The organism is Serratia sp. EWG9 (assembly GCF_019913725.1).
GTDB classification, from domain to species: Bacteria; Pseudomonadota; Gammaproteobacteria; order Enterobacterales; family Enterobacteriaceae; genus Serratia; species Serratia ureilytica.
On the sequence record NZ_JADNRO010000008.1, the window covers coordinates 61,089 to 87,847 of the forward strand.

23 protein-coding genes and 1 tRNA gene are annotated in these 26,759 nt (G+C 59.9%); 10 read left to right on the forward strand and 14 right to left on the reverse strand.

Features of this window, described 5'->3' with window-relative positions; all coding sequences use genetic code 11:
- Window position 1: 1 nt before the first annotated feature.
- The 4 genes from recJ to ITX55_RS17700 all read left to right on the forward strand — a co-directional run bounded on the left by recJ (window position 2) and on the right by ITX55_RS17700 (window position 4,750).
- Window positions 2-1,735: a single-stranded-DNA-specific exonuclease RecJ gene (gene recJ / locus ITX55_RS17685; protein ID WP_213588258.1), complete on the forward strand. Its 1,734-nt coding sequence runs from the start codon at window positions 2-4 to the stop codon at window positions 1,733-1,735.
- Between the two features lie 168 nt (window positions 1,736-1,903).
- A protein-coding gene (gene prfB, locus ITX55_RS17690) for a peptide chain release factor 2 (RefSeq protein WP_099783420.1) occupies window positions 1,904-3,002 on the forward strand; the annotation gives its coding sequence in 2 pieces (ribosomal slippage) (window positions 1,904-1,978 and window positions 1,980-3,002; 1,098 coding nt in all).
- A 9-nt stretch (window positions 3,003-3,011) separates the two neighbouring features.
- The gene (lysS, locus tag ITX55_RS17695; protein ID WP_004931697.1) at window positions 3,012-4,529 is read left to right on the forward strand and encodes a lysine--tRNA ligase; all 1,518 of its coding nucleotides are present in this window, start codon (window positions 3,012-3,014) and stop codon (window positions 4,527-4,529) included.
- Window positions 4,530-4,676: 147 nt separating this feature from the next.
- Window positions 4,677-4,750: transfer RNA gene (locus ITX55_RS17700), tRNA-Gly, on the forward strand.
- Between the two features lie 118 nt (window positions 4,751-4,868).
- Here the strand turns inward: ITX55_RS17700 and ITX55_RS17705 are convergent.
- Entirely contained in the window at window positions 4,869-5,708 is an 840-nt protein-coding gene (locus ITX55_RS17705) for a helix-turn-helix domain-containing protein (RefSeq protein ID WP_050440160.1), read from the reverse strand.
- Between the two features lie 247 nt (window positions 5,709-5,955).
- On the opposite strand from ITX55_RS17705, the gene ITX55_RS17710 reads away from it, so the two are divergent.
- The gene (locus tag ITX55_RS17710; RefSeq protein WP_047026636.1) at window positions 5,956-6,345 is read left to right on the forward strand and encodes a DUF3224 domain-containing protein; all 390 of its coding nucleotides are present in this window, start codon (window positions 5,956-5,958) and stop codon (window positions 6,343-6,345) included.
- A gap of 98 nt (window positions 6,346-6,443) precedes the next feature.
- Here ITX55_RS17710 and ITX55_RS17715 read toward each other — a convergent pair whose 3' ends face one another.
- The 6 genes from ITX55_RS17715 to ITX55_RS17740 all read right to left on the reverse strand — a co-directional run bounded on the left by ITX55_RS17715 (window position 6,444) and on the right by ITX55_RS17740 (window position 12,250).
- The gene (locus ITX55_RS17715; RefSeq protein ID WP_033644786.1) at window positions 6,444-8,441 is read right to left on the reverse strand and encodes a choline BCCT transporter BetT; all 1,998 of its coding nucleotides are present in this window, start codon (window positions 8,439-8,441) and stop codon (window positions 6,444-6,446) included.
- A 164-nt stretch (window positions 8,442-8,605) separates the two neighbouring features.
- Window positions 8,606-8,953, reverse strand: a complete 348-nt coding sequence (locus ITX55_RS17720; RefSeq protein WP_052752701.1) for a hypothetical protein — start codon at window positions 8,951-8,953, stop codon at window positions 8,606-8,608.
- Window positions 8,954-9,102: 149 nt separating this feature from the next.
- Entirely contained in the window at window positions 9,103-10,335 is a 1,233-nt protein-coding gene (locus ITX55_RS17725) for a cysteine desulfurase-like protein (RefSeq protein WP_101453762.1), read from the reverse strand.
- The gene (locus ITX55_RS17730; RefSeq protein WP_223524591.1) at window positions 10,332-10,946 is read right to left on the reverse strand and encodes a 2OG-Fe dioxygenase family protein; all 615 of its coding nucleotides are present in this window, start codon (window positions 10,944-10,946) and stop codon (window positions 10,332-10,334) included. The genes ITX55_RS17725 and ITX55_RS17730 overlap by 4 nt, the downstream gene beginning before the upstream one ends.
- A 259-nt stretch (window positions 10,947-11,205) precedes the next feature.
- Window positions 11,206-11,544, reverse strand: coding sequence for a hypothetical protein (locus tag ITX55_RS17735; RefSeq protein ID WP_033644790.1), 339 nt, complete (start codon window positions 11,542-11,544; stop codon window positions 11,206-11,208).
- A gap of 136 nt (window positions 11,545-11,680) precedes the next feature.
- Window positions 11,681-12,250, reverse strand: coding sequence for an HdeD family acid-resistance protein (locus ITX55_RS17740; RefSeq protein ID WP_033644791.1), 570 nt, complete (start codon window positions 12,248-12,250; stop codon window positions 11,681-11,683).
- A 148-nt stretch (window positions 12,251-12,398) separates the two neighbouring features.
- On the opposite strand from ITX55_RS17740, the gene actS reads away from it, so the two are divergent.
- Window positions 12,399-13,154, forward strand: a complete 756-nt coding sequence (gene actS / locus ITX55_RS17745; protein WP_164107274.1) for an amidase activator ActS — start codon at window positions 12,399-12,401, stop codon at window positions 13,152-13,154.
- 34 nt (window positions 13,155-13,188) lie between these two features.
- Here actS and ITX55_RS17750 read toward each other — a convergent pair whose 3' ends face one another.
- A complete protein-coding gene (locus tag ITX55_RS17750; RefSeq protein ID WP_033652160.1) occupies window positions 13,189-14,046 on the reverse strand; it encodes a GyrI-like domain-containing protein in 858 nt (285 codons plus the stop codon).
- 181 nt (window positions 14,047-14,227) lie between these two features.
- Between ITX55_RS17750 and ITX55_RS17755 the strand changes: the two genes are divergently transcribed.
- A complete protein-coding gene (locus ITX55_RS17755) occupies window positions 14,228-15,997 on the forward strand; it encodes an ABC transporter ATP-binding protein/permease (RefSeq protein ID WP_047026659.1) in 1,770 nt (589 codons plus the stop codon).
- 9 nt (window positions 15,998-16,006) lie between these two features.
- On the opposite strand, the gene betI is transcribed toward ITX55_RS17755, so the two are convergent.
- A complete protein-coding gene (gene betI / locus ITX55_RS17760; protein ID WP_033644794.1) occupies window positions 16,007-16,603 on the reverse strand; it encodes a transcriptional regulator BetI in 597 nt (198 codons plus the stop codon).
- A gap of 158 nt (window positions 16,604-16,761) precedes the next feature.
- On the opposite strand from betI, the gene ITX55_RS17765 reads away from it, so the two are divergent.
- Window positions 16,762-18,306 (forward strand): BCCT family transporter, encoded by a 1,545-nt coding sequence (locus tag ITX55_RS17765; protein WP_042785300.1) that lies wholly within the window; start codon window positions 16,762-16,764, stop codon window positions 18,304-18,306.
- 6 nt (window positions 18,307-18,312) lie between these two features.
- On the opposite strand, the gene ITX55_RS17770 is transcribed toward ITX55_RS17765, so the two are convergent.
- Together ITX55_RS17770 and ITX55_RS17775 are read right to left on the reverse strand one after the other, a co-directional pair.
- A complete protein-coding gene (locus tag ITX55_RS17770) occupies window positions 18,313-18,744 on the reverse strand; it encodes a VOC family protein (protein WP_033644796.1) in 432 nt (143 codons plus the stop codon).
- A gap of 158 nt (window positions 18,745-18,902) precedes the next feature.
- Complete coding sequence (locus ITX55_RS17775; RefSeq protein ID WP_033652158.1) at window positions 18,903-19,820, reverse strand: TIGR03571 family LLM class oxidoreductase; 918 nt, start codon at window positions 19,818-19,820, stop codon at window positions 18,903-18,905.
- Between the two features lie 670 nt (window positions 19,821-20,490).
- On the opposite strand from ITX55_RS17775, the gene ITX55_RS17780 reads away from it, so the two are divergent.
- Complete coding sequence (locus ITX55_RS17780) at window positions 20,491-21,756, forward strand: MFS transporter (protein ID WP_046687745.1); 1,266 nt, start codon at window positions 20,491-20,493, stop codon at window positions 21,754-21,756.
- A gap of 36 nt (window positions 21,757-21,792) precedes the next feature.
- Entirely contained in the window at window positions 21,793-22,602 is an 810-nt protein-coding gene (locus ITX55_RS17785; RefSeq protein ID WP_223085252.1) for a MoaF C-terminal domain-containing protein, read from the forward strand.
- A 1-nt stretch (window position 22,603) separates the two neighbouring features.
- Here ITX55_RS17785 and lldD read toward each other — a convergent pair whose 3' ends face one another.
- From lldD to ITX55_RS17800, 3 genes are all read right to left on the reverse strand, one after another.
- Window positions 22,604-23,743 (reverse strand): FMN-dependent L-lactate dehydrogenase LldD, encoded by a 1,140-nt coding sequence (gene lldD / locus ITX55_RS17790; RefSeq protein ID WP_223085254.1) that lies wholly within the window; start codon window positions 23,741-23,743, stop codon window positions 22,604-22,606.
- Window positions 23,744-23,785: 42 nt separating this feature from the next.
- Window positions 23,786-25,369: an L-lactate permease gene (locus ITX55_RS17795; protein ID WP_223085256.1), complete on the reverse strand. Its 1,584-nt coding sequence runs from the start codon at window positions 25,367-25,369 to the stop codon at window positions 23,786-23,788.
- 323 nt (window positions 25,370-25,692) lie between these two features.
- Window positions 25,693-26,613, reverse strand: coding sequence for a LysR family transcriptional regulator (locus tag ITX55_RS17800; RefSeq protein WP_033652155.1), 921 nt, complete (start codon window positions 26,611-26,613; stop codon window positions 25,693-25,695).
- Between the last annotated feature and the right edge of the window lie 146 nt (window positions 26,614-26,759).

Here is a 26,759-nt window from a genome sequence, read left to right on the forward strand (position 1 = left end):
GGTGAGTATCAAAACGCAACTACGCCGCCGCCCGGCGGCGGACGACACGCATCTGCCCGCCAGTTTGCCGCCGCTTCTGCGCCGGCTTTACGCCCTGCGCGGCGTGCAGGCTGAGCAAGAGCTGGAGCGCGGCGTTAAGGGCATGCTGCCCTGGCAACAGCTGGACGGCATCGACGACGCCGTCAGCCTGTTGCAGCAAGCGCTGGCCGACGGTCGCCGCATCATGGTGGTGGGCGATTTCGACGCCGATGGCGCCACCAGCACCGCGCTGACGGTGCTGGCGCTGCGCAGCATGGGCGGCGCAGCCGTCGATTATCTGGTGCCTAACCGTTTCGAAGACGGTTACGGCCTGAGCCCCGAAGTGGTGGAGCAGGCGGCGGCGCGCGGCGCAGAACTCATTGTTACCGTCGATAACGGCATCTCCTCCCACGCCGGCGTCGACGTGGCGCACGCCAAAGGCATGCAGGTGCTGGTGACCGATCACCACCTGCCGGGCGAGACCCTGCCGGCGGCTGAAGCGATCGTTAACCCCAACCTGCGCGGCTGCGCCTTCCCGTCCAAATCGCTGGCGGGGGTAGGCGTGGCGTTCTACCTGATGCTGGCGCTGCGCGCCCGGCTGCGGGACAGCGGCTGGTTCGAGCAGCGCGCGCTGGCGATGCCCAATCTGGCGGAACTGCTGGATCTGGTGGCGCTCGGCACCGTGGCCGATGTGGTGCCGCTGGACGCCAACAACCGCATTCTGGTGTATCAGGGGTTAAATCGCATCCGCGCCGGCAAATGCCGACCGGGCATCCGCGCGCTGCTTGAGGTGGCCAACCGCGACGCCCGCCAACTGGCGGCCAACGATCTCGGTTTCGCCCTCGGCCCGCGGCTCAACGCCGCCGGCAGGCTGGACGACATGTCGATCGGTGTGGCGCTACTGTTGAGCGACGACATCGCGCAGGCGCGCATGCTGGCCAACGATCTCGATGCGCTGAACCAGACGCGACGCGAGATAGAGCAGGGCATGCAGATGGAAGCCCTGCAGCTGTGCGATCAGCTGGAGCGCACCAGCACCGAGCTGCCTTACGGGCTGGCGATGTATCATCCGGAATGGCATCAGGGCGTGGTGGGCATCCTCGCTTCGCGCATCAAAGAGCGTTTCCACCGTCCGGTGATCGCTTTCGCGCCGGCGGGCGACGGCATCCTGAAAGGCTCCGGCCGTTCGGTGCCCGGCTTGCACATGCGCGACGCGCTGGAGCGGCTGGATATGCTGAACCCCGGGCTGATGATGAAGTTCGGCGGCCACGCGATGGCGGCCGGGCTGTCGCTGGAAGAGGCTAAATTCGACGAGTTCCGCCAGCGTTTCGGCGAGCTGGTGGGCGAATGGCTCGATCCGGCGATGTTGGAAGGGGTGATCTGGTCCGATGGCGAACTGGCGATGCAGGAGCTGTCGTTGACGACGGCGGAGCTGCTGCGCGAGGGCGGCCCGTGGGGCCAGGCGTTCCCGGAACCGACCTTCGACGGCAAGTTCCGCATCCTGCAGCAGCGGCTGGTGGGTGAGAAACACCTGAAGCTGATGGTGGAACCGCTTGGCGGCGGCCCGTTGCTCGACGGCATCGCGTTCAACGTGGACACCACGCTGTGGCCGGACAGCAGCGTGCGCGAAGTGGAACTGGCCTACAAACTCGATGTCAACGAGTTTCGCGGCAACCGCAACGTGCAACTGCTGATCCAGCACCTTTGGCCGCGCTGAGGCGAAATTGAACACAACTCGGGGATTGGGCTCTCCAATCCCCGGCATCCTTCCCGATCGCCACAAAAACTGACCAACTCGCTATAAACTGCCGCCCGGATCCGTTAGAATTAGCGGTTCCAATGGCATTCCGCCATCGACGACATCAACGTAAAAGAACGCAAAACCATGTTTGAAATTAACCCGGTAAAAAACCGAATTCAGGACCTGTCCGAGCGGACTGCGGTTCTTAGGGGGTATCTTTGACTATGATGCCAAGAAGGAACGCCTAGAAGAAGTCAACGCCGAGCTGGAGCAGCCGGACGTTTGGAACGAACCGGAGCGCGCACAGGCGCTCGGCAAAGAGCGCGCCGCGCTGGAAGCCATCGTTGAAACCATCGATCACCTGCAGCAGGGCAGCGAAGACGTCAGCGGTCTGCTGGAGCTGGCGGTGGAAGCCGACGATGAAGAGACCTTCAACGAAGCGGTCGCCGAACTCGATCAACTGATCGCCAAGCTCGAGCAGCTGGAATTCCGCCGCATGTTCTCTGGCGAATACGACAGCGCCGACTGCTATCTGGACATTCAGGCCGGCTCCGGCGGCACCGAAGCGCAAGACTGGGCCAGCATGCTGCTGCGCATGTACCTGCGCTGGGCCGAAGCCAAGGGCTTCAAGACCGAAGTGATCGAAGAGTCCGACGGCGACGTTGCGGGCCTGAAATCGGCCACCATCAAGATCATCGGCGACTACGCGTTCGGCTGGTTGCGCACTGAAACCGGCGTTCACCGCCTGGTGCGCAAGAGCCCGTTCGACTCCGGCGGCCGTCGCCACACCTCGTTCAGCTCGGTGTTCATCTACCCGGAAGTGGACGACGATATCGACATCGATATCAACCCGGCGGATCTGCGCATCGACGTGTACCGCGCCTCCGGTGCGGGCGGTCAGCACGTCAACAAAACCGAATCCGCCGTACGTATTACTCACCTGCCAACCAACATCGTGGTGCAGTGCCAGAACGATCGTTCTCAGCATAAGAACAAGGATCAAGCGTTTAAACAGCTGCGAGCCAAGCTGTACGAGTTTGAGATGCAAAAGAAAAATGCTGATAAACAGGCGATGGAAGACAACAAGTCCGACATCGGCTGGGGCAGCCAAATCCGTTCTTACGTGCTGGATGACTCCCGCATCAAGGATTTGCGCACCAACGTCGAAACGCGTAACACGCAGGCCGTACTGGATGGCGACCTGGATAAATTCATTGAGGCAAGTTTGAAAGCCGGGTTATGAGGAATAGAAATGTCTGAACAACAAGTACAGGGCGCCGATCAGGCGCTGGATCTCAATAACGAGCTGCAGTCCCGCCGCGAGAAACTGGCCGGCCTGCGTGAGAACGGCATTGCGTTCCCGAACGACTTCCGTCGCGACTCCACCTCCGACAAACTGCACGCCGCATACGGCGATAAAGACAACGAAGAGCTGGAAGCGCTGGGCGTAGAAGTGACCGTCGCCGGCCGCATGATGACCCGCCGCATTATGGGCAAGGCATCCTTCGTTACGCTGCAGGACGTGGGCGGCCGCATTCAGCTGTACGTCGCGCGCGACGATCTGGCTGAAGGCGTGTACAACGAACAGTTCAAGAAGTGGGACCTGGGCGATATCCTCGGCGCGCGCGGCAAGCTGTTCAAAACCAAGACCGGCGAACTGTCGATCCACTGCACCGAACTGCGTCTGCTGACCAAAGCGCTGCGTCCGCTGCCGGACAAATTCCACGGCCTGGCGGATCAGGAAACTCGTTACCGCCAGCGTTACCTGGATCTGATCGCCAACGAAGAGTCGCGCAACACCTTCAAGGTGCGTTCTCAGGTGATGTCGGCTATCCGTAACTTCATGGTGGAACGCGGCTTCATGGAAGTCGAAACCCCGATGATGCAGGTGATCCCGGGTGGCGCGTCGGCGCGTCCGTTCATCACCCACCACAATGCGCTGGATATCGACATGTACCTGCGCATCGCGCCGGAACTGTATCTGAAGCGTCTGGTGGTCGGCGGCTTTGAGCGCGTGTTCGAAATCAACCGCAACTTCCGCAACGAAGGCGTTTCTCCGCGTCACAACCCAGAGTTCACCATGATGGAACTCTACATGGCTTACGCGGATTACAAAGACCTGATCGAGCTGACCGAGACGCTGTTCCGCACCCTGACCGAGAAAGTGCTGGGCACCTCTCAGGTGCAGTACGGCGACGAAGTGTTCGACTTCGGCAAGCCGTTCGAGAAGCTGACCATGACCGAGGCGATCAAGAAATACCGTCCGGAAACCGATCTGGCTGACCTGGCCGACATGGGCAAAGCGGTGGCCATCGCGGAATCCATCGGCATCAAGGTTGAGAAGAGCTGGGGCCTGGGCCGCGTCGTGACCGAGATCTTCGAAGAAGTGGCGGAAAGCCATCTGATTCAGCCGACCTTCATCACCGAGTACCCGGCTGAAGTGTCGCCGCTGGCGCGCCGCAACGACGTGAACCCGGAAATCACCGACCGTTTCGAGTTCTTCATCGGCGGCCGTGAAATCGGCAACGGCTTCTCCGAGCTGAACGACGCCGAAGACCAGGCGCAGCGCTTTGCCGATCAGGTGAACGCCAAAGACGCCGGCGACGACGAAGCGATGTTCTACGACGAAGACTACGTCACCGCGCTGGAGCACGGCCTGCCGCCGACCGCCGGTCTGGGCATCGGCATCGACCGCATGGTGATGCTGTTCACCAACAGCCACACCATCCGCGACGTGATTCTGTTCCCGGCGATGCGCCCGCAGAAATAATCGCGTTTAGCGTGCAACAACCGGTGCGGGCAACTGCGCCGGTTTTTTTTCGTCTGCAGGACTTAACCGCTTAAAACATCGACAGTTACGCGCCATCTCCGCTTGCCCGCCGCCGATAACCGGTTATAATGCCTGTCGCACACCGATGCGGGTGTAGTTCAATGGTAGAACGGCAGCTTCCCAAGCTGCATACGAGGGTTCGATTCCCTTCACCCGCTCCAAGCCCGTTTACTCCTTCGTCTTACACGTTCACAGCACGCGTTATTTCCCGTTTCAGCCTCTGGCACTCATCTCGCCGAAGTCATTCTGACATTGCGCCTTGTCTCTCAATAAAGCAGGTCAGCGTTTGGCAAAGGCCGCCTGTATGCCGTTATTCTCCGCGTGCAGGGACCTGACATACTCGCTGGGCGACTGGCCCACCAGAGCGCGAAAATCGCGAGCGAAATGGGCCTGATCAAAATAGCCCAATTCCAGCGCCAGCCTGCTCCAATCGCGAGGCGCGTGAGCCTGCAGTTGCGCGATGGCTTCATGCAGACGATAGCGTTGGATCACCCATTTGGGGCCGACGCCTACGTATTTATGAAATAGCCTCTGTAGCGCGCGTTTGTCTATCGCCGCAGTGCCCAGCAATTGGTTTACCGACGTTATGCCAAGGTTGCCGGCGATAGCGGCCACGAGCCTGTTCGCTCGCGCGACGTTAGGATCGGGTTGGGGCCGCTGCGCCAGCAGGAAAGCCTCCGCCACGAGCGTCATCGCACTCGTCGTAGCGCACGTGGCGATACGCGTCGCCAGCGACTGGCAATCAGCGCCAAACACGGTCTGCGCAGGCATCGAGCGGTTCGCGAGCGTCGATATGGGCGCTTGCAGAAAGGGATGGAAGCCGCCCGGCTTAAACTTGATGCCGAAGGCGAAGCCTCGCCCTTCAAGGAGCCGCTCGAAGCGATCGGTGTGAACGCCGTAAACGTATGATTCATTCCGTTCGATCACCAGATGCACGTTGGGGTGGGGCAGCGTCGCTTGCCGCTGAGGCGGTAACTCCCGCAGATCCCAGCGCACGCACCAGTAGTGCTCGACCAGATCGGCCAACGCAGCTGATGGCGAGTGGCGCTCGTGTATAAACTGACTTTGCGTCGGCTGCGGATGCAGCACTCCGCGCGGTTTGGCATTCCCGGCCGTCATCTTGAGCTACCGTCATGCGGGGCGACTTGTCGCGTTTTTGCAATCATCTACCTGGTCGCTCCTGATACATTCACATATGTCTTCGCGCCGCGTTATGCGCCGCGATAGCTGCTGGAAGATAATGACGATTTTATAACTCGACAGATTGATCTGTATGGGCGCGTTTAATCTTTGCCGCGGCCATTGCCAGGAACGCAGCGCGCACCGATGCGTCTGTGTCATCAACCTTAACAAAGGGGTTTGTAAAATGCATGCGACAGGAACATTCGACGTCAAATTGACGCCGCAAACCGCAACGGCTGAAATTGAGACGGCCAAGCTCAGTCGGATGACGATTGATAAGCAATTTCATGGTGACCTGACTGCGGCCAGCCTCGGAGAAATGCTGGCTGTACGCATGGAGGCGCATGGCTCCGCCGGTTATGTGGCAATGGAGCGCGTAACGGGGACCTTGCATGGCCACAAGGGCAGCTTCGTGTTACAGCACAGCGGCACCATGAACCGTGGGGTTTCGTCGCTGCAGTTGACGGTCGTCCCCGATTCCGGGACGGGCGAGCTGACGCAATTGAGTGGAACGATGACGATCGAGATCGACCAAGGCACGCACCGCTACACGATGGATTATGTCCTTCCCTAGGGGAAGAACGAGGTGAACGGCGACCCAAACTTGTGTCAGCGCCGTGGTGAAGAAAGCAGGGCAAAAAAATGCCGCCCCTGGGGACGGCATGTCGGCATTCAGCGCACCAGATGCAAGAAATGCAGATGCTTTTCGTACTGGTCGAGAATATCGTTGATCAACTGCTCCTGATTCCAGCCCATGACATCGTAGTTCTGGCCGCCTTCTTTCAGGTAGATCTCCGCGCGATAATATTTGTGCTGCTCGGCTTGCTGTTCATCATTATCCAGCCCGGCCAGGGCGAAGGTCGGCGAGCTGTAGCCGCGCAGTCTGACTTCATAGATAAAGTTAAGCTCATCGCCTAAATCAACCTCGAAACGAATGCGATCTTCCGCGCCGGTGTTGATACTGCTGAGCGTGCCTTGCTTACTCAGCTCCTCCTGCACCAGCGTCATGGCCGACTGGATGACTTCGTCCATAAAGCGCTTAACCAGCGAGCGCTTTGGCAGATAAGCGATATTACGCAGCCTGCGCTGCCAGGGGATAGGATTGCGGGCGGCGGTAGGGGCGATGGTGGCCATATTCTGGCTGTCGCGCTTGGTCAGATCGCGACGCAGCGCCTTAAGCAAACCGTAAATGGATATCAGCAAGATGGCCGAGAAAGGCAGCGCGCTGGCGATGGTGACGGTTTGCAGCGCGCTGAGCCCCCCGGCGATCAGCAAGGCGATGGCGACGATGCCCATCAGCGACGCCCAGAAAATGCGTTGCCATACCGGCGTGTTGCTGGAGCCGCCCGAAGCCAGCGTATCCACGACCATGGCGCCGGAGTCGGCGGACGTGACAAAAAAGACGATAACCATCGCCATGGCGATAAACGAAAGCACGCTGGAGAATGGGAAATGCTCCAGGAAGTTAAACAACGCCAAGGCCACGTCTTGTTGTACCGTAGCGGCGAGATCTGTCGCGCCCTTTTCCATGATGAGGTAAATGGCGCTGTTGCCGAACACGGTCATCCACATGAGGGTGAAGCCGGCCGGGACGAACAGCACGCCCGTGACAAATTCGCGGATGGTTCGGCCGCGGGAAACCCGTGCGATGAACATCCCGACGAAAGGCGACCAGGAGAGCCACCACCCCCAGTAGAGCAGCGTCCATCCGCCTAGCCAGTTGCTGGATTTGGGTTCATAGGCATACAGGTTGAAGGTTTTGCTGACCAGCTCGGACAGATAGCCGCCGGTATTTTCCACAAAGGATTTCAACAGCAAAACGGTTGGCCCCAACAGCAAGACCAAGGCCAGGAGCAACAGCGCCAGGCTGAGGTTCAGCTCCGACAGAAAGCGTATGCCCTTCTCCAGCCCGGAAACCACGGAAATGGTGGCCAGCCCGGTAATCACCACGATTAATATCACCTGAACGGTTTCGTTGATTGGCACGCCAAACAGGTGGTTAAGCCCGGCGTTGACCTGCAATACGCCATAACCCAGCGAGGTCGCGACCCCGAATACGGTGCCGATGACGGCGAAGATATCGACGGCGTGGCCGATAGGGCCATAAATGCGATCGCCGATGATCGGATAAAGCGCGGAGCGCAGGGTCAACGGCAGGCCATGCCGATAGCTGAAGAAGGCCAGAATCAACGCCACGATGGCGTAGATCGCCCAGGCATGCAGCCCCCAGTGGAAAAAGGTCAGGCGCATGGCTTGTTTGGCCGCCTCGATGCTCTCGGGCGTGCCGACCGGCGGCGAGAGATAGTGCATAACCGGTTCTGCCACGCCGAAGAACATCAGACCAATGCCCATCCCCGCCGAAAACAGCATGGCAAACCAGGAGTGATAGCGAAAATCGGGTTGCGCATGATCGGGGCCAAGTTTGATGTCGCCGTAACGAGAAAGCCCCAGAAACGTCACGCTGAGCAATATGAGCGCCACGGCCAAAATATAAAACCAGCTGGCGTTGGTGAAGATTTGTTGCTGCAGAAGCTTGAAGTTTTTGTCAGCGACGTCGGGGAAAAAGGCGGCGAAGGCGACCAGAAGAAAAATGAGGACTGCAGAGGTGAAGAATACCGCTTTGTTGATATGGCTTTGCGGCTTATTTAAGGAGGTGTCTTTCTCACTCATAAATTGATTTATTCCATTTGTTTGATTATCGCCCTGAATGGAGGAAAGGTGGTGACTGTAATATCGTAGCAAAATAGTCGGGCTGGCGCAGGAGGCCGACGCCGCTCTATAGAGCGGAATTACCGCTGTCTCTACGCGGTAATTCCGAATAATTCACGTTGCCGTTAGTTAAATAAAAAGGCCAATAACCCCGTCACCTTATTCTTATTTTCCCATCCCTCCAATTTCATGCAGGCATTAACGTGTTCTTTTCTGCGCATTTCATTACGGTCCGAAGGAAAAACGACGCCGTGAGTATTGGGGATATCCGCGCCGTTGATATTCATGGAGGAGAATACAGGCGAGCGGGTGTCTAAAGACAGGCTCACGGGATAGCGTTGTTCGGCTTCTTGTCGGCAGCTTGCTCTGGCGGCTTCAAGGGGTGTCGGAGCCGCCGTTTGCGCTTCCCACTTTTCCGGCGTGGCGCAGGAAGACATCATCAACGCGGCGGTGATAACGGCATATTTTCTCAACGTTAAAATCCCTTTTCAAAAAAATCCCGCCTATTCTACCCAACCCCTCAAACAGGGGGAGCGTTATTCACGTTTAACGCCTCCGGCGAGACGCACGGCTATTCATGCGGTGTGGCCCGCCGGAAAACCGGGCGGGCCGTTATGGCGCATTAACCGAGGATCTCCTTGGCGAGTATTTCAAACAGCGTATCGATCTCATCAAGGGTGTTGTAGTGCATCATGCCGATGCGCAGCACGCCGCCGTCCTGCAGCCCCAGTTGCTGAATCAGGCCCAGCGCATAGAAATGTCCGCTACCGGCGCAGATGTTGTGGTGCCCCAGCCGTCGGGCGATCGCGTCGGGCGCCTGGCCGCTGAAGGTCAGGGCGAAGGTCGGCGTGCGGCGTGCGCTGTCCGCCTGCGGATTGCCGTAGAGCCGCACGCCGTCGAGTTGCTGCAGCCGTTGCAAAAAGTGGCGGCACAGCGCCTCTTCATGCCGGTGGTAGGCGGCGAAGCTCTCCTGCAAGCGCTGCCTTAACGGCGCGTCGGGCGTGCCCCACTGCGCCAAATACTCGATAGCGGCCGCGACGCCGGCCAGCGCTTCGAAGCTCTGCGTGCCGGTCTCGAAACGGCCGGGGCCGACGTCGGTGGCCGGCTCGACTTTGTACGGCCGCAGGCGCTGCAGCCACTGCGGCGCGATGTAGGCCATGCCGACGTGCGGGCCAAAGAATTTGTAGGCGGAGCACACCAGGAAGTCACATCCCAACGCCTGCACGTCGATCAGGTTATGCGGCGCGTAATGAACGGCGTCGACATACACCTGCGCGCCCACCCGATGCGCGGCTTCAACGATGGTTTTGATATCGACGATGCTGCCGGTGACGTTGGACGCGTAGCTGACCGCCACCAGACGCGTGTTGGCGTTGATGCGCGCGCACACTTTTGCCGCGTCGAGAGAACAATCGGCGCTCTCCAGCGCTATCTGATGCACCACGGCGCCTTTGTCGGCGGCGGCCTGCTGCCAGCTGGAGACGTTGGCGTAGTGATCCAGCGCGGTGACGATGACCTCATCGCCGTCCCGCCAATCGCGACTGATGATGCGGCTGAGATGAAAGGTCAGCGTGGTCATGTTCATGCCGAAGACGATGTTGTCGGGCGACGGCGCATTTAACAAGGCGCGCACCGATTCGCGCGCCTGGCTCATCACCTCGCCGGTAACCCGGCTGGAGAAATAGTGCCCGCCCAGGTTGGCGTTGTACTTCCCCAGGTAGTCGGTCATTTTTTCCAGCACGCCCCGGGAAACTTGCGCACCGCCGGGGCCGTCGAAAAAGATCGCCGGTTTGCCGTCGATCTGCCGGGACAGGGCGCTGAACTGGCGTCGGGCGAGCTCGGGGGTAAAGGTCATGCTTTCTCTCCCCGAGCGGTGAGGACGAAGAGATCCAGATAGCCTTCTTCATTCGGGCTTACGGTATTGATCGGCGTGGCGTTGTGCCACAGTTTACTGTCCGCCAACAGCACGGCTTCACCGTCGGCCAGCGCTTTTTTGAAGAAAGGATCGTGGCGGCTGTCGTCGTACAGCATGATTTCGCCGCCGACGATATTGTGGCGGTGAATGGCGATCATCGCGATATGGTCGAAACCGTCCTGGTGAATGCCTTCCGGCGCCACCAGCGTATCTTTTTGGATGGCGACCACGCGCATCTGGTGGATCTCTATTTCGGCGCCTTCCGGCAGTTCGTTATTTTCGGCAAACAGGTTGCACATCTCCGCCATGCCGGCGCTCTGCAGCACGGCGCTGTCGATAGGCTCGAAGCGGCGCACCACGTTGCCCTGGAAATGGTTGATCTGATCCGACTGCATGAAGGTACGCGGCCCCACTTCGGCGATGTTGGGGTTGAGGTATTTCACGACGGAATAACGGCGCAGGCGATATTTGCCGTCGGCATGTTGCGTGTGGGGCAAGGAAGAAAATGAGGGCATCAGCTCTTGGGTGGCTTGCGGGCTTAGTACAGTCATACTTATTACGTTTTCGTGTTTCTGTAACATAATCACCTCTAATAATAATAATTTCTGATGTTGTAGGGGGTAATTCGATTGAATTGTAGACGACTCTATAACCAACGCAATGTGGGGTTGGCGAGGTGTGATGGCGGTCGTAAAGTGGGGAGAACGCAAAAAGATAACGTGGCGAAAAGTCGGCTGGTGCGGCGGTGAAACGGTGCGGCATCTTGCCCGCACCGGCAGGTATCAAGCGATGGGCGCGCGGCCCTCGTGTTCAGAATGTCTCGAAATAAAGCTCGCGCAACAGCCAGGAGATTTCGTTATTGGTGCGGTTCAGGACGTCTATTCTGTGAACCCCTATCGCTTCTGCGCGCAGGTCGAGCAGCAGGTTGCGAATCTGCCGGAATAACGGGGTTTGCGGGTTGGGTTTGGCCAACTGCTGTCCACACAGTTTGATACCGGCGTCGCAGCCGGTGGCGATGTCCGTCAGGCAGCACGGGCAAGCGGTTTTTTGGCGTGCCATATTGCGGCATTGTTGCCCGATTACCTGGTTGAAGTGGCGTAATTGCAGGCAGACTTCCCGCGAGTTCAACGGTTTGGAATGGGTTGTCATCGGTTTCAGCTCCCTTGTCTTCGCCTATATTGGCACTTACCGATGAAGATAACCACGGACAAGCTGAGGGGGTATCGCCTTGTTTTGTTTGCAAATGGGGAGGGGATGGCGGCCCGCCGTCGGCGGGCCGTTACGATCAGGCGCGTTTAAACAGATTCGCAGCCTGGAACAGGGCAAAGGAACTGACCAGCATCTCGATGCCGACGATCGCCGTCACCAGCGTCACCGACGCCGCCGGGCCTGAGCCGATCAGCATCCAGGCGATGATCAAATCGAGCACGCCGATGACGAACTGCAGCCAGTTGCCCGGCAGGCCTCGGCGCATATAGCCTGCCGCCAGGCGCGCGATGCCGCCGAGCGCAAACAGCACGGCGAGGTAGACCGCCAGCGCCAGAATGCCCGCCAGCGGGCTGGTGATGAACACATAGCCGATAATCAGGTAGGCCACGCCCAGCAGAATGCCGCCGATCATCGGCCAGGTATTCTGCGCCCGGTTGGCTATCATGGCGATAATCAGCCCGGCGCCGCTCAACAGCAGCAGGATGCCCACTACGATGCTCAGCGCTGCGCCGGAGGCGAAAGGATTCACCAGGCACAGTATGCCGCCCGCCAGCAGCAGGAAGGCGATGATCAGCAGGGTGGTGCGTTGCTTTTTGAGCAGCTCTTCGCTCAGGAGGGGCAGATTATTGCGGTCGAGGTTCAACATGACAGTACTCCATTTCGTCGTTGGGTAATTAATCAGTCATCCTTACCTGTTTAGCATAGACCGTCTGGGGGTTTTTGACTGACCCGGCGCAAATGTTACACTGTGCGGCTGACGCGTATCAGAACCGAAAGACGATTGGGGACAGGATTTGAGCACAGGAAGCAAGCTGGCAAGGTGGCGCCGCATCGCGGTGTGTCTGACATTGGGGCTGCTGTTGGCCGGGTGTTCGGGTAAAAACACCTACAACCGCGACTACGACAAACTGCCGAAGGGCAGCTACACCGGCAAGTCCTACACCGTCAAACGGGGCGATACGCTGTACTACATCGCCTGGATCACCGACAGCGAAGTCGGCGATCTGGCCAGAATCAACAAGATACGCCCGCCCTATAATCTGGAAGTGGGGCAAAAACTGCGGCTGAGCGGCAGTGCGCCGACCAAAACCGCCGCTACGCGCCGTAAAACATCCTCGTCTTCCGCCGCGATCGCCAAGCAAACGCCGCCGCCGGGCGCCGCACGTTGCTGGCGCTGGCCGACCAGCGGCCGGATCGTGCAGGCGTACTCCAATGCCGATGGCGGCAACAAGGGCATCGACATCGCCGGTAAACGCGGCCAGCCGATCTATGCTTCCGCCAAGGGCAAAGTGGTGTACGTCGGCAACCAATTGCGCGGCTACGGCAACCTGATCATGATTAAGCACGGCGAAGACTTTATTACCGCCTATGCGCACAACGACACCACGCTGGTGCGCAATGGCCAGGATGTGAAAGCGGGGCAGAAGATCGGCACCATGGGCAGCACCGGCACCGATTCGGTGTTCCTGCATTTCCAGATCCGCTACCGCGCCACCGCGCTCGATCCGCAGCGCTATCTGCCGCCGCAGGGATCGTCGCCGTCCTGTTAACGTCAATCAGGCTCCTTGCGGGGCCGGATGTCAGCTATTTCAGCGGCAGATAAAGATCGGTCACCAGTTCATATTCCGCTACCTCGTGCACGAAGTTGTGGTAGTGGAAATAGAGCGGAAAGTCGCGCAGTTCCTCGCCGCTGGCCGGCAACCACTCGCTGTAGAGATAGCGGGCGCTTTCCGAGAGCCCATCCAGCGATCCGAGATGGCGCAGCACCGCGCAGCGTCCGGCCGGCAGCATGCTGTTCACCACGCCGAAGGCGTTGTCCTCCGGGATCGGCGCCGTGACCTCCCCGCAGAGGTAGAAGCGGAAGTCCTGCGCTTCGGTGGTGGCCGGATCGTGCGGCGCGATGCCGTACGTGCGGCTGCTTCTGACCGGCGACAGGCCGCTGGTTTTACGCCACTCGATAAAGCGCGCGGCGGTTTCATTGACCAGCGCGGACGGGCCGCGATGTTCGAGCATCGCCACCGGCGTGGCCGGGCAGTCGACAATGTCTACCTTCATGGGGTGTTTCCTTCTGTGTTTCGGTTCGGGAAAGCGCTGCTGCCAATCGATCCAGGCCGGCTGTTTGCGAAACTGGCTCGGCGTTTGGCTGAACGCCTGTTTGAAGGCGCGGCTGAAGGACTCCGGGTTTTGAAAGCCGGCGTCCAGCGCGATGTCAATCACCGGCTCCAGCGGGTTATACGCCAGGCGGTAAGAGGCGCGTTTAAGCCTCATCCACTGGATATAACGCCACACCGAGATGCCGCAATACGCGCTAAACTGGCGTTGAAAGTGAAAGCGCGAAAAATGGGCCACTTCGCTCAGCTTGTCGACGGTAAGCGCCTCGTCCAGGTGGCGGTCGATATAGTCAAAGACCTGCGCAAAGCGCTTTGCATACGTCTGGGTCATGTGATTGTCTCCTCCATGCCTGAACTTTGCCCGAGTCGCCGCCGCTTCTCCTGACGGATGATGCTGAGTTGCCATCGCAGGAAAACGGAATGGCTGCGGCGTTCGCCGCCGGCCAGACCAAACTCATAACCCCCGCGCGGCCATGCGCCGCGAGCCCGACCGAGAAGATGAATATTACATGATGGATCGTTCCCGCTTGCTGAAATTCCTGCTGCCCTATCTGTGGCCGAAAGACAACCCGCGGCTGCGGGGGTATTTGGTGGTGGCCTTCGTGTTCATGGTGGCGGCCAAGGTCAGCACCACGCTGGTGCCGCTGGCCTACAAAGCGATGGTCGATGCGCTGAGCGGCGAGACGGCGAAAATGCTGGCGGTGCCGCTGGGGCTGATCGTCGCCTACGGCGTGGCGCGGGTGGGCGGCGCGCTGTTTGAGGAACTGCGCAACGTGATGTTTATCCACGTCAGCCAGAACGCCACGCGCCTGTTGGGCGTGCGGGTGTTTCGCCAGCTGCATGCGCTGAGCCTGCGCTTTCATCTGGAGCGCCAGACCGGCGGGCTGTCGCTGTCTATCGAGCGCGGCACCCAGGCGGTGTCCACGGTGCTGTCGCGATTGTTGTTCTCCATCGTGCCGATCCTGTTCGAGCTGACGCTGGTCACGGCGATCATGTGGCATATGCTGAACGGCTGGTTCGCGTTGGCGATCCTGACCACGGTCGGCTGCTACATCCTGTTCACCGTGCTGGCGGTGAGCTGGCGCACCCGCTTTCGCCGCGAGCTCAACAAGGCCAACGCCGACGCCAACAGCAAATCCATCGACAGCCTGCTGAACTATGAGACCGTGAAGTACTTCGGCAATGAAGCGTTCGAGGCTGAGCGCTTCGATCTGTCGCGCCGGCTGTACGAATACGCCGCCATCAAGAACCAATTCAGTTTTACCGCGATCAACCTGGGGCAAACCGCCATTATCTCGATCGGGCTGATCGTCATGATGGCCATGGCGGCGCAGGGCATTACGCAGGGGACGATGACGGTCGGCGACTTCGTGCTGGTCAACGCCTACCTGCTGCAGCTGTACCAGCCGCTGAACTTCTTCGGCTTTATCTACTCGGAGGTGCGCCAGGCGCTGATCGACATGGAGAACATGTTCGATCTGCTGCAGGAAAAGCGTGAGATCGTCGATAGCCCGGATGCGCAGCCGCTGCGCCTCGACCGCGGCGAAGTGCGGTTCGACGCGGTCAGCTTCGGTTACGACACGCGCCGACCGATCCTCAAGCAGGTGAGTTTTACCATTCCGGCGGGCCACACGGTGGCGGTGGTCGGCGCCTCCGGCGCGGGCAAGTCCACGCTGTCGCGCCTGCTGTTTCGCTTTTACGACGTGCAGGGCGGCGCCATTACCCTCGACGGCCAGGACATTCGCCAACTGACCCAGGCCAGTCTGCGGCAGGCGATCGGCATCGTGCCGCAGGATACGGTGCTGTTCAACGATACGCTGCGCTACAACATCGGCTATGGCAAAACCGGCTCCAGCGATGAAGAAATCGAGCGTGCGGCGCGGCTGGCGCATATCCATGATTTTATCGTCGGTCTGCCCGACGGTTACGACACCCGGGTGGGCGAGCGCGGGCTGAAGCTGTCGGGCGGTGAAAAGCAGCGGGTGGCGATCGCGCGCACCATCCTGAAAAATCCGGCCATCCTGGTGTTCGACGAGGCGACCAGCGCGCTGGATACCCAGACCGAGCGCGAAATCCAGGGGCACCTGCGCGAGGTGAGCCGCAACCACACCACGCTGGTGATCGCCCATCGGCTCTCCACCGTGGTGGACGCCGATGAGATCATCGTGCTGGAGGCGGGGGAGATCGTCGAGCGCGGGGGGCATGAGGCGCTGTTGGCGGCGAACGGCCGCTACGCCGCCATGTGGCAAACCCAGTACAGCGAAGAGCAGGAGCCGCGCTGACGCTGCCGTTCACACCATCGATGGCGCGGCCTTGAGCCGTTGTATCACGTAGTCGCAGGCGATGCGGTAATCCTGCTGCAGATCGGTGTCATCCCCGGCTAGGCTGCCGCGCAGCCAGAGCCCATCGATCATCGCCGCCAGCCCGCGCGCCGCGTCGCGCGCCTGCTGCAGCGGCAGCTCGCGGCGGAACTGGCTGCATATATTGGAATAGAGCCGCCGATCGTTGGCGCGCTGCAGGCGGCGCAGCACCGGCTGGTGCATGCTGGCGGCCCAGAAGTCGAGCCAGGCGCGCATGGAAATGGCGTTGGTTTGACTGGGGTGGAAGTTGCCCTGAATGATGGCGCACAGCTGCGACTGGCTGTCGCTCGCCGCCTGAGCGCGGCACTCGGCCACCGCGTCGCGCAGATCGCGCAGGATCTTGCGCATGGTCGCGCTCAACAATCCCTCCTTATCGCCAAAATAGTGGCTGACGATGCCGGTCGACAGCCCGGCTTCTTTCGCCACCTGCGACAGGGTGACGCCGGCCAACCCCACCACGCTGATGGTTTCGAAGGCGGCGTTAATCAACTGCTCCTTGCGCTGCTCAGGAATGTCTCTGCGGTACATATTTTCCCCAACTGATAGGCAAATCACACTTTGAATTTGATTGATTGAACGGTCAATCAATACTCTATATGCTGCGAAAATGTCAAATAAATGACGATAAAATGTTAATCAAAAGTTGCATTTAAATCGTCTGTCTTTCGCATCATGGAAGCCTGCCAATGACAATAAAAACTCCTCCATCGCTTGACGAAGAACCTGTCAGATTGAATGTCCCGGTATTTTTCGGCTCAGCCGCGGTGATCTTGCTGCTGGGGGCGCTGATTGTGCTGTTTCCCGCCGCCAGCAAACAGTGGCTGAATGTCGCGCAAAGTTGGGTGGCCGACGTGTTCGGCTGGTATTACATGCTGTTGATGGTCGCCTGTATGGTGTTCGTGTTCTGGCTGGCGCTGTCGCGCTTTGGCCATATTCGCCTCAGCCAGGATGATGAGCCGCCGCAGTTTAGCTATCCCTCCTGGGTGGCGATGCTGTTCTCGTCGGGCATCGGCATTGCGCTGGTGTATTACGGCGCCTATGAGCCGTTGGATCACTTCCTGTCGCCACCGGAAGGCGACGGCGGCAGCGTACAGGCGGCGCGGCAGGCGATGGCGCTGACCTTTTTACACTGGGGGCTGCACGGTTGGGCGCTGTATGCGTTGATCGCCACCGCGCTCGCCTATTTCGCCTATTGTCGCGGTTTGCCGCTGGCGCTGCGTTCCGCGCTGTACCCGATCTTCGGCGAGCGCATCCACGGCGGCGTCGGCCATCTGGTGGACAGCTTCGGCATTCTGGTGACGGTTATCTCGATGGTGACCAACCTGGGGATCGGCGCGCTGTTGGTGAACTCGGGGCTGTTCTACCTGTTCGATATCCCGCAAAGCACCGGCGTGCTGCTGGCGCTGATCGTGGTTATGATGGTGGTGGCCACGCTGGCGGCGGTCACCGGCGTCGAGAAGGGCATCGCCATGCTGTCGAACATCAACGTCGGCTTCCTGTGCCTGCTGTTGCTGTTCGTGTTTCTGGCCGGCCCGACGCTGAACCTGCTCAACGGCATGTTGCAGAACATTGGGGATTATCTGACCTCGCTCGTCAGTCGCAGCTTCGATATGTATCTGTACGGCAAGGCGCGCCAGTGGCAGGGCGCCTGGACACTGTTCTATTGGGCCTGGTGGGTGGCGTGGGCGCCGTTTGTCGGGCTGTTTATCGCGCGTATTTCCAAAGGCCGTACCATCCGCGAACTGATCTTCGGCGTGTTGCTGATCCCGCTGGGGTTCACGCTGGCGTGGCTGTCGATCTTCGGCAATACCGCCATCAGTCTGGTGCTGGAGGGCGGGCAAGCGATTCTGGGGCAGGTGGCGCAAAGCGATCCGCCGATGGCGGTGTTCAAGCTGTTCGAATACCTGCCCTATACCCAGCTGACCGCCGGTTTTGTGGTGGTGATAAGCTTCGTGCTGTTCCTGACGCCGGTCGATTCCGGCACGCTGATGATAGCGAATCTGTCCTGCCAGGGCGGTTCCGCCCACGATGACGCGCCGGCCTGGCTCCGGGTGTTCTGGGCGGCGGTCACCACGCTGGTGTGCGCCGGGCTGCTGTACGCCGGCAGTTTCAGCGCGATGCAGACTGCCGTGGTGCTGTGCGGCTTGCCTTTCTCGGCGGTGATCGTGCTGTACATGCTCAGCCTGCGCAAGGATCTGCGCGGCTACGCCATGAAGCCGGCGCTCCCCTGAGGCGGCTTATTCGTCCGCGCGCGGCCGATGATGCACGTATTCGATAATCGTGCCATCCGGCAGGCGCGCATTGAAACAGGCGCCGGTGGGCACTTCCACCGGGCCAAAGAAGATATCGGCGCCGGCGGCCTGTAGCCGCTGGTGGTAGGGATAAATGTCATCGACCAGCAACGTGCCGACGGTGCTGCGAAAAGGACGCAGGTTTTCTTCCGAGCCTTCCAGGATCAGAAATGGCCCCACCGCCGCCAGCACCAGCCGATGCTCGGGGAAGTCGAAACGCATATCCGCTTCCACGCCGTGCAGCTGCTCGTAAAACGCGATGGCGCGGTCAATCTCGCCTTCGTTGACGTAGACCCGGATCAGCACGCGCGGCTCGCGCAGCGATGAAGAGTCGGCGGTTTTGCGCCAAAAGCCTGCTTCTGTCAGTTTTGCCGTCATTGCTCATTCCTCATGGTGGCTCGTTTCCTTGTCATCATGCCGCCGTTTGCCGGCAGGGATTAGACCGAGTTGTTATGAACCAGCATCGGCGGAAATAAAAAAGCCCCGGTAACGGGGCAAAGTCCAGCTCAGGTCGGAATAGCGGGCTAAAGCGGGCGTCAGGCGCGATGGAATTCCGGCAACACCCATTGGCCGATCTCCTGCATCGTCTCTTCCAGCGGCCGCTGGTTGCGGCGAAAATGCAGGCCGATGTGATTGACCCCGGCGTCACGCATGGCGCTCAGTTCCTGAATCAACCCATTGCGGCCGCTCTTGATGCCGAAGCGATGGCGCTGAATCGGCGCGTCGGCGTTATCGGTGAGGTCGAGATGAATAAAGCTGACGTAGGGCTTGTCACCGGCTACGTTGCGCCAGAGTTTGACCCGCGAAACGTGGTCCGCAGGCGTGCCGGGATACGACAGCCAGCCATCCATATTTTTCCCCACCCACTCGGGCGTTTGTTGCGCCAGCCCGGCGACCAGCAGCGGCGGCGGCGGCGTGGCCGGCAGCAGGCGCAGTCCCGGTTGCAGCGCGCTGTCGGCTTCCCCTTTGAGAATGCCGACGCTGGCGCGGAAGCTTTCACCGCGCGCGGCGTAATCGGCGCCGAACAGCGGGTACTCCACGGGGCGATCGCCGCTGGCGACGCCGAGCAACAGACGATCGCCGCTCAGCGTTTGCAGCGTGGAAGCCGCTTTGCGCACCAGCCACGGCTGCCGCAGCGGCAGCACCACGGCCGCGGTACCGAGCAGAATATTGCGCGTCAGGCTGGACAGGTAGCCGAGGTAGGTAAAGGTCTCAAACACCTGCGCGGCGTCGCCGAAGTCCGGATCGTACAGCGGCACGTCGCGAACCCAGGCGGCGCGAAAGCCGAGCTCATCGGCCAGCTTGATGCGCGCGGCGTGTTCGCTCATGTCCGGCACGCCGAACGGCCGCCCGTCCTGCTGGCGTTTCAGCTGCCCGCTGGTGGACCAATCGTTGTCCAGCGGCAACTCGATGCCGATGGAAAGCGGCTCCCGGGTTAATTTTTCGATGCTCATGTGTCACTCCGTCTCAGGCCTTGCGGCGCGGTGTCGAACGATGGCACGAAGTGTTGCACGACGCTTAATTGAGATAAACAGCCCTAATCGCAATAGATAATTGCTGTTGCGAGCATAATTGCTTTGCAGGATACGGCATATTTGTCGTGATTTACGTCACGCTCTGCGCTTTTGTTATTGTCCAGACGGGGTTATATAACCCCGCCGTTGGCCTTTCCCTCGTAAGAGTTAGTTTTTTCTGCGGCCTTAAAATAAAACGAGATGATTCAATAGATAAAAATGGCTCTGAAGCGCGAGCGGGGATCATTCAATGCCGATAAAAAATTAATAAGCCTGAAGCGTCATCGATGGGATTATTCGCAAATAACGCGCAAATAGGCTTTTTTTAATCGCAAGAAAGTACCGGACATTATTTTATATGTATCAAGAACAGAAGGATAAATAACCTGAAGGTGATAATGCGATATTGAAATAGTACCCGTTCAGAATTTCATTTGTCTCTCGAAGAGCGCCGGTTGACAGACCGCCGGCTTGCGATAATTTTATGTCATTAACATGTTAATGAGTTGTTGTCGTGACGGAGGGCCAATTTCTCTCTTGGCCGAGCGCTTAACACACTTATGCCATGGCGGGTCGCCATTCATAAGTTAACTTATGGACAAATGACGCTATGAATACATCGCCAGCGGCACGCAGAGCATTGAGTGAAGAGAACCGGTTGCTGATTATTTTGTTTTTCGTGTTCGGCTGCGTGTTCGTCGATCGTCTGACCATCTCGTTTCTGTTTCCGATGATTGCCGCCGACCTCAAGCTCAGCAACGTGCATCTCGGCACGCTGTCGGCGGTGTTGGCGCTAACCTGGGCGCTGTCCGGCGCCGGGTTGGGGGCGATAGCCGATCGCTTTAATATCCGTAAACCGATGCTGATCCTGTCCATCTTAGTGTTTTCGCTGTTCTCCGCGCTGTCGGGGCTGGTCAGCGGGTTTGCCATGTTATTGATCTTCCGGGCGCTGATGGGGATTGCTGAGGGGCCGGTATTGCCGATCGCGCAATCGTTGATGGTGGAAAGATCGCAGCCGCAGCGCCGCGGTTTCAACATGGGATTGATCCAGGGCGCGGCGCCGGGGCTGTTGGGCGGCATCATCGCGCCGCCGCTGATCATCTATCTGGCGCAGAAGTGGGGATGGAGCATGGCGTTTCACCTGACCGCCGTGCCGGGCATTATTCTGGCGTGGCTGATCTATCGCTATGTGAACGGCAAAAAGGATCCCGCTTTCAGCGCCGCGCCGGCGGCCGGTAAGCCGGCGGGCAAGGCCGCTTACGGCGAGCTGTTCAAAATCAAGAACGTGGCGCTGTGCATTCTGATCTCCTGCGTGTTCGTCACCTGGTTCATGATCATCATAACCTTCACCCCTAACTTTTTGGTGACCGACCGTGGCTTCGGTGAAGGCACGATGGGCGGCATCATGAGCGCCATCGGCGCCGCCTGGGTCTTCTGGGGCGTGGCGGTACCGGCGATCTCCGATCGCCTTGGGCGCAAACCGACGCTGATTTTCTTTTCGCTGCTGGCGGTGTGCTGCCCGCTGTTCCTGAGCTACGTCGCCAATCCGTGGCTGCTGGGCGTGCTGGTGTTCCTGTCTTATACCGGCCTTGGCTGTTTCACGCTGTTTATGGCCACCATCCCGTCGGAAACGGTGTCGCCGGCGCGCATCGCCACCGCGTTGGGGCTGGTGATGGGGATCGGCGAGGTGATTGGCGGTTGCCTGGCACCGTTTATCGCCGGGCTGATCGCCGATCGCTACGGCCTGGTCAGCGTAATGTGGCTGGCGGCCGCCGGCGCCGTGTGCGCCGGGGTACTGAGTTGTTTTCTCGATGAAACCGCCCCTGCCGTGGTGAACCGCCGAGCGGTGAAGCCGGCGGGCGTCGCCGACGTTTGAGACGAGTTTTATCCCATTCAATCAAGGAGAGCGAAGATGTCAGCAGAATCATCCGTACTGAATCAAAATGCCGAACCGGACTGGAAGAATTACGACGATTTCGCGCGCGGCATCGACACCAACCGGCTGCCGGGCTCTCAGGACTGGCGCGGCAAAACGCTGCAGATCGCCTTTGAAGACGGCGGGGACATCACGCTGCGTTTCAGCGCCGACCGGCAACGGGTGCTGTGGGCCTGGGGAGGGGAGAGCGGTGAGGACGCTTACGAAGAGGTGCAAACCTCCGCCGCGCGCTATTTCTTCAATATTCCGCTGCAGTCGCCGGGCAACGAATGCCTGACGCTGGTGCTCAACCGCGACAGCGGCCGGGCGCTGCTGGTGCGCAGCACGCTGTTGCCCGAACAAACGGTGGAAAAGGGATCCCGCCTCAAGCAAAGCTTCCACGTTGGGCTGATTGCCGGCGTCACGCCGGGCGGCATCGCGCCGCATTTGACCCGCGAGCTGATCGGTTATCGCACGCTGAACGTTTACAGCCCCAACCATTACTACGAGCACTTCTACGTCAACACCGAGCGTTACGCCTGGCAAAACCTGCGCGGCGAGCAGTTCGGGCACGGCGACATGGATTACGCCACTTACTACAAGTTTGAGGACGAGATGTTCCTGTTCACCTTCCGGGAAAAGATTATCCCGGTGTGCTCGGTGTTCTTCTTCGACTTTATCTCCGGGCGCTGCACCGGCACCTTCCTCGGGTTGGACGCCGCCGGCCGGGTTCTGGTGTCACCGGCCGGGGCCTTCATCAGCAAGATGAGCTACAACGCTTATCCGGATGGCGTGCAGCCGCTGTGAGTCAGGCGTTTCTGACCAGCGATCCGGCGTTGATCTCCGCAATGGTTTTCGCGCCGGTGAGCGTCATGGCGACGCGCATTTCCTTGTCGATCAGATCCAGCAAGTTAGCCACCCCGGCTTCGCCGGCCGCCGCCAGCGCATAGACGAAGGCGCGCCCCAGCAGCACGCTGTCGGCGCCCAGCGCGATCATGCGCACCACGTCCAGGCCGCTGCGGATGCCGGAATCGGCCAGTAAGGTAATGTCGCCTTTCACCGCGTCGGCGATCGCCGGCATGGCGCGCGCGGTCGACAGCACGCCGTCCAGCTGGCGGCCACCGTGGTTGGAGACGATGATACCGTCGGCGCCGAAGCGCACCGCGTCTTTGGCGTCTTCCGGATCCAGAATGCCTTTGATGATCATCGGACCGTCCCAGAATTCGCGGATCCACTCCAGATCTTTCCAGGAAATCGACGGATCGAAGTTGGCGCCCAGCCAGCCGATGTAGTCTTCCAGGCTGGTCGGTTTGCCGCGGTAGGCCGAGACGTTGCCCAGATCGTGCGGCTTGCCGAACAGGCCGACATCCCAGGCCCACTGGGGATGGGTAAACGCCTGCAGCACGCGGCGCAGGGCGGCGTTGGGGCCGCTCATCCCCGAGTGGGCGTCGCGGTAACGGGCGCCGGGCACCGGCATGTCGACGGTGAACACCAGCGTTTTCACGCCGGCGGCTTTGGCGCGCTCCAGCGCGTTGCGCATAAAGCCGCGGTCTTTCAACACGTAGAGCTGGAACCACATCGGCCGATCGATCGCCGGGGCCACCTCTTCGATGGGGCAGACCGACACGGTGGACAGCGTGAACGGAATGCCTTTTTTGGCCGCGGCGCGCGCGGCCTGCACTTCGCCGCGGCGGGCGTACATGCCGGTCAGCCCCACCGGCCCCAGCGCCACCGGCATCGCCAACCGCTCGCCGAACAGCGTGGTCTCCAGGCTGAGTTCGGACATATTGCGCAGCACGCGCTGGCGCAAGGCAATATCGGCCAGATCTGCGGTATTGCGCTTCAGCGTATGCTCCGCGTAGGCCCCGCCGTCGATGTAGTGAAACAGAAACGGCGGCAGTTTGGCCTGGGCGGCGGCCCGGTAGTCGGTTGACGCGGAGATGATCATAGTGTTTACCTTCTTGTCTTCTTGCAAATAACGGGTTGTCAGTCAGAGCGAGAGGATCGCCGCCATAGCGGCCGCGATCCCACCGTACGCCAGCATCGGCAGCGCGGTCTTTCTGATGATTTTGCCTTCGGCGTTGCCGATCCCCAGGATCGAACAGACCGCGATAATGTTGTTCAGGCATACCATGTTGCCCATGGCGCCGCCGACGGACTGCAAGGCCAGCGTCAGATTGACGTCGAGGCCGCTGCTCTGGGCGATCGATTGCTGAATGCCGCCGAACGTCAGGTTCGAAACGGTGTTGGAACCGGAGAAGAACGAGCCCAGCGCGCCGAGGAACGAAGAGAACAGCAGCCAGCTGTCGCCGGTCAGCGCCGCCAACGCTTTCCCGATCAGGATCACCGGCGCGTTGTCGCCGCCCAGCATCATCAGATTGACCATGACCAGCGCGCCGAACAGGGCGATAAAGGGGCGCGTGATGCGCCCGCCGGTTTCGCTGAACATTTGCCGCACCTGGCCGCCATTCAGACGGAACAGCGGAATGCACAACACCACCACCAGCAGGAACGGGATCAGCGCCGGGACATACAGCGTTTTGTAGCCGGCCGCGGCGGAGGTGCCCAGCACCTGCCGCAGTTCGACGATCAGCGCCTGGCTGATGCGCAGCTCCCCGAGCCAGCCGAGGTTTTCCTGCCACAGCAGCGTGGTGGTGTTGAGCAGCGCCTTGAGGCCCAACTGGTGAATGCGCGTCACTATCAGGATAGCAATCAGCAGCAGGGTCGGCGTCATCGCCTTGACCACCTGCATGAACCGCACCGCCTGTGCGGCGCTCTGCGGTTTTTCCGCGCGGGCGAGGCCAATGCCGCCGCGCGCCAGCAGCACCGACAGCGCCAGGCCGAGAGCGCCGCCGACCAGCGCCGGGAATTCATAGTTCACCTGGGCCAGCAGCAGATAGGGGACGGTGCAGCTCAGCACGCTGAGCAAGATAAACGGCAGGTTGCGGCGGATATCCTGCCAGGAAACGATAAAGCGCAGCGCCAGCAGAGGAATGACGAAGCCGGCGACAACGTGGATCAGCGCGCTTTGCCGGCCGATCTCCAGCAGGCTGGCGTCCGACAGGCCGAGGTTGGCGAAGCCGAACCAGGTGGGGGTGCCCACGGCGCCGAAGGAGACCGGTACCGAGTTCATCACCAGCGTCAGCAGGGCGACGCGCAGCGGGTTGAAGCCCAGCCCGACCAGAATCGGCGCGGCGATGGCGGCCGGAGTGCCGAAGCCGCTGGCGCCCTCGATCATAAAGGCGAACGCCCAGCCGATAATCATCAGTTGGGCCACCGGGTTGGGGCTAACGGTTTCCAACCAGCGGCGCACCACGTTTTCCGCACCGCTTATCTGCATCAGTTTGTTGAGCAGAATGGCGCCGGCAATGATGGTGATCGGCGTCAGCGTCGAGACCAGCGCGGTGATGATATTGGCATGCAGCAGCCGCAGTGAGGCATCGAACCACCAGAGCTGCAGGGCATATACCACGGCGGCCGTCAGCGGCAGGGCCAGATAAGAGGGCACGCCATTCCTTTTGGTCATCATCCATATCAGCAGGACGATGGGCGCAATACTGAAAAGCAGGGGCATAAGATCCTCAGGGTTATTATTTTTATGGGCAGAGATATGTAACTGAAAGGTTAATTGCCGCAACATTTTCATTCTAATCACAACGTTGGCGATGATGCCACGCGATAATTTTTTAACATCGGCGAATGGCGCCGGCGGCGGGAAAAATGCCGGCTGTTGAGGCTGAATTAAATTGATTTAAAATCAATTGGATGGGTTTTTATGTTGTGTAATGAATGCGCTGGATCACATTAATTAGGCGTTAATGTTCACGAGTTCATGTCCAAAAATGCGGTAATCCACGCGGTACTTTACGACGCGTGGAAATAATCAGGAGTGGAAACTTAAAAGTAGTGACTGATATTTTGATAGGAACCGATGATATGTTCGATCAGCAGGCGAGTTTTTAACGGCAGATTGCGGGTATAAGGGTAGACGGCGTAAATGCCCAATACCTTGCCGCAGTGGCCGGCCAGGATCTCCGTCAGTTTGCCGTCCTGCAAATCTTCGTACACCATGCAGCGCGGCACCATGGCGATGCCGTGGCCGCCGATCACCGCTTTGCGGATCGCCCGCGCATTATTGGCCGACAGGTTGCCGTCAACCTGCAGCTCGTAGATTTCGTTGCGCCCTGGCCGCTTCATCAGCCAGTTGGCGGTGCCGCTCTCTTGATAGGTATAGGTCAGGCAGTTGTGGCTAAGCAGATCGTCGGGATTGCGCGGCTCCGGGTGGTTCTCCAGATAGCCCGGCGAGCAGACGATCACCCAGCGGGAATCGAAGATCGGCCGCGCAATCAGGCTGGAGTCCGGCATGGTGCCGGTACGGATCGCCAGATCGATGCCTTCTTCCACCAGATCAACGAAGCGGTTTTCCAGCCGCATCTCGACCTTCAGGCTGGGGTGCTGAGCGCAAAACTCCGCCACGCTTTCACTCAGCAGCAGCTCACCCGAAATGGTCGGCACCGACATGCGAATGGTGCCGGTCAGCTCTTCGCTCTTTTCGCTGACGGCGTACAGCGCTTCCTGCACTTTGGCGCCGATCTCCTTGGCCTGCTGGTAGAGCGCCTGGCCGCTTTCGGTCAGCGTCAGGCTGCGGGTGGTGCGGTACATCAGCCGGGCGCCGAGCGATTTTTCCAACCGCCCGATGCGTTTGCTGACCACCGAACTGGTAATGCCGGCGCTCTCCGCCGCCTTGCTGAACGAGCCGCAGTCGACAATCAGGGCAAACAGAATCAAGTCGTTGGCGTATTCGTGAGTCGCGAGCATGGGCATCCTAAGAGTGAGAGTCCTGTTGCCCAGTGTAAGTCCGGCGCGGCAGGAAGCAATCTTTTCAGCCTGTTTCCAGTGCCGGTTAACTGGTCGGATCTGAAATTTTCTTGGTTAATTACCTCTTAAACTGAGAATTATCCTTC

Coding starts and splice junctions, on each gene's coding strand:
- lysS (WP_004931697.1), top strand. CDS start 3,012: ATGTCTGAACAACAAGTACAGGGCGCCGATCAGGCGCTGGATCTCAAT.
- ITX55_RS17705 (WP_050440160.1), bottom strand. CDS start 5,708: ATGACGGCCGGGAATGCCAAACCGCGCGGAGTGCTGCATCCGCAGCCG.
- ITX55_RS17710 (WP_047026636.1), top strand. CDS start 5,956: ATGCATGCGACAGGAACATTCGACGTCAAATTGACGCCGCAAACCGCA.
- ITX55_RS17715 (WP_033644786.1), bottom strand. CDS start 8,441: ATGAGTGAGAAAGACACCTCCTTAAATAAGCCGCAAAGCCATATCAAC.
- ITX55_RS17725 (WP_101453762.1), bottom strand. CDS start 10,335: ATGACCTTTACCCCCGAGCTCGCCCGACGCCAGTTCAGCGCCCTGTCC.
- ITX55_RS17730 (WP_223524591.1), bottom strand. CDS start 10,946: ATGACTGTACTAAGCCCGCAAGCCACCCAAGAGCTGATGCCCTCATTT.
- ITX55_RS17735 (WP_033644790.1), bottom strand. CDS start 11,544: ATGACAACCCATTCCAAACCGTTGAACTCGCGGGAAGTCTGCCTGCAA.
- ITX55_RS17740 (WP_033644791.1), bottom strand. CDS start 12,250: ATGTTGAACCTCGACCGCAATAATCTGCCCCTCCTGAGCGAAGAGCTG.
- ITX55_RS17750 (WP_033652160.1), bottom strand. CDS start 14,046: ATGACCCAGACGTATGCAAAGCGCTTTGCGCAGGTCTTTGACTATATC.
- ITX55_RS17755 (WP_047026659.1), top strand. CDS start 14,228: ATGGATCGTTCCCGCTTGCTGAAATTCCTGCTGCCCTATCTGTGGCCG.
- betI (WP_033644794.1), bottom strand. CDS start 16,603: ATGTACCGCAGAGACATTCCTGAGCAGCGCAAGGAGCAGTTGATTAAC.
- ITX55_RS17765 (WP_042785300.1), top strand. CDS start 16,762: ATGACAATAAAAACTCCTCCATCGCTTGACGAAGAACCTGTCAGATTG.
- ITX55_RS17770 (WP_033644796.1), bottom strand. CDS start 18,744: ATGACGGCAAAACTGACAGAAGCAGGCTTTTGGCGCAAAACCGCCGAC.
- ITX55_RS17775 (WP_033652158.1), bottom strand. CDS start 19,820: ATGAGCATCGAAAAATTAACCCGGGAGCCGCTTTCCATCGGCATCGAG.
- ITX55_RS17780 (WP_046687745.1), top strand. CDS start 20,491: ATGAATACATCGCCAGCGGCACGCAGAGCATTGAGTGAAGAGAACCGG.
- ITX55_RS17785 (WP_223085252.1), top strand. CDS start 21,793: ATGTCAGCAGAATCATCCGTACTGAATCAAAATGCCGAACCGGACTGG.
- lldD (WP_223085254.1), bottom strand. CDS start 23,743: ATGATCATCTCCGCGTCAACCGACTACCGGGCCGCCGCCCAGGCCAAA.
- ITX55_RS17795 (WP_223085256.1), bottom strand. CDS start 25,369: ATGCCCCTGCTTTTCAGTATTGCGCCCATCGTCCTGCTGATATGGATG.
- ITX55_RS17800 (WP_033652155.1), bottom strand. CDS start 26,613: ATGCTCGCGACTCACGAATACGCCAACGACTTGATTCTGTTTGCCCTG.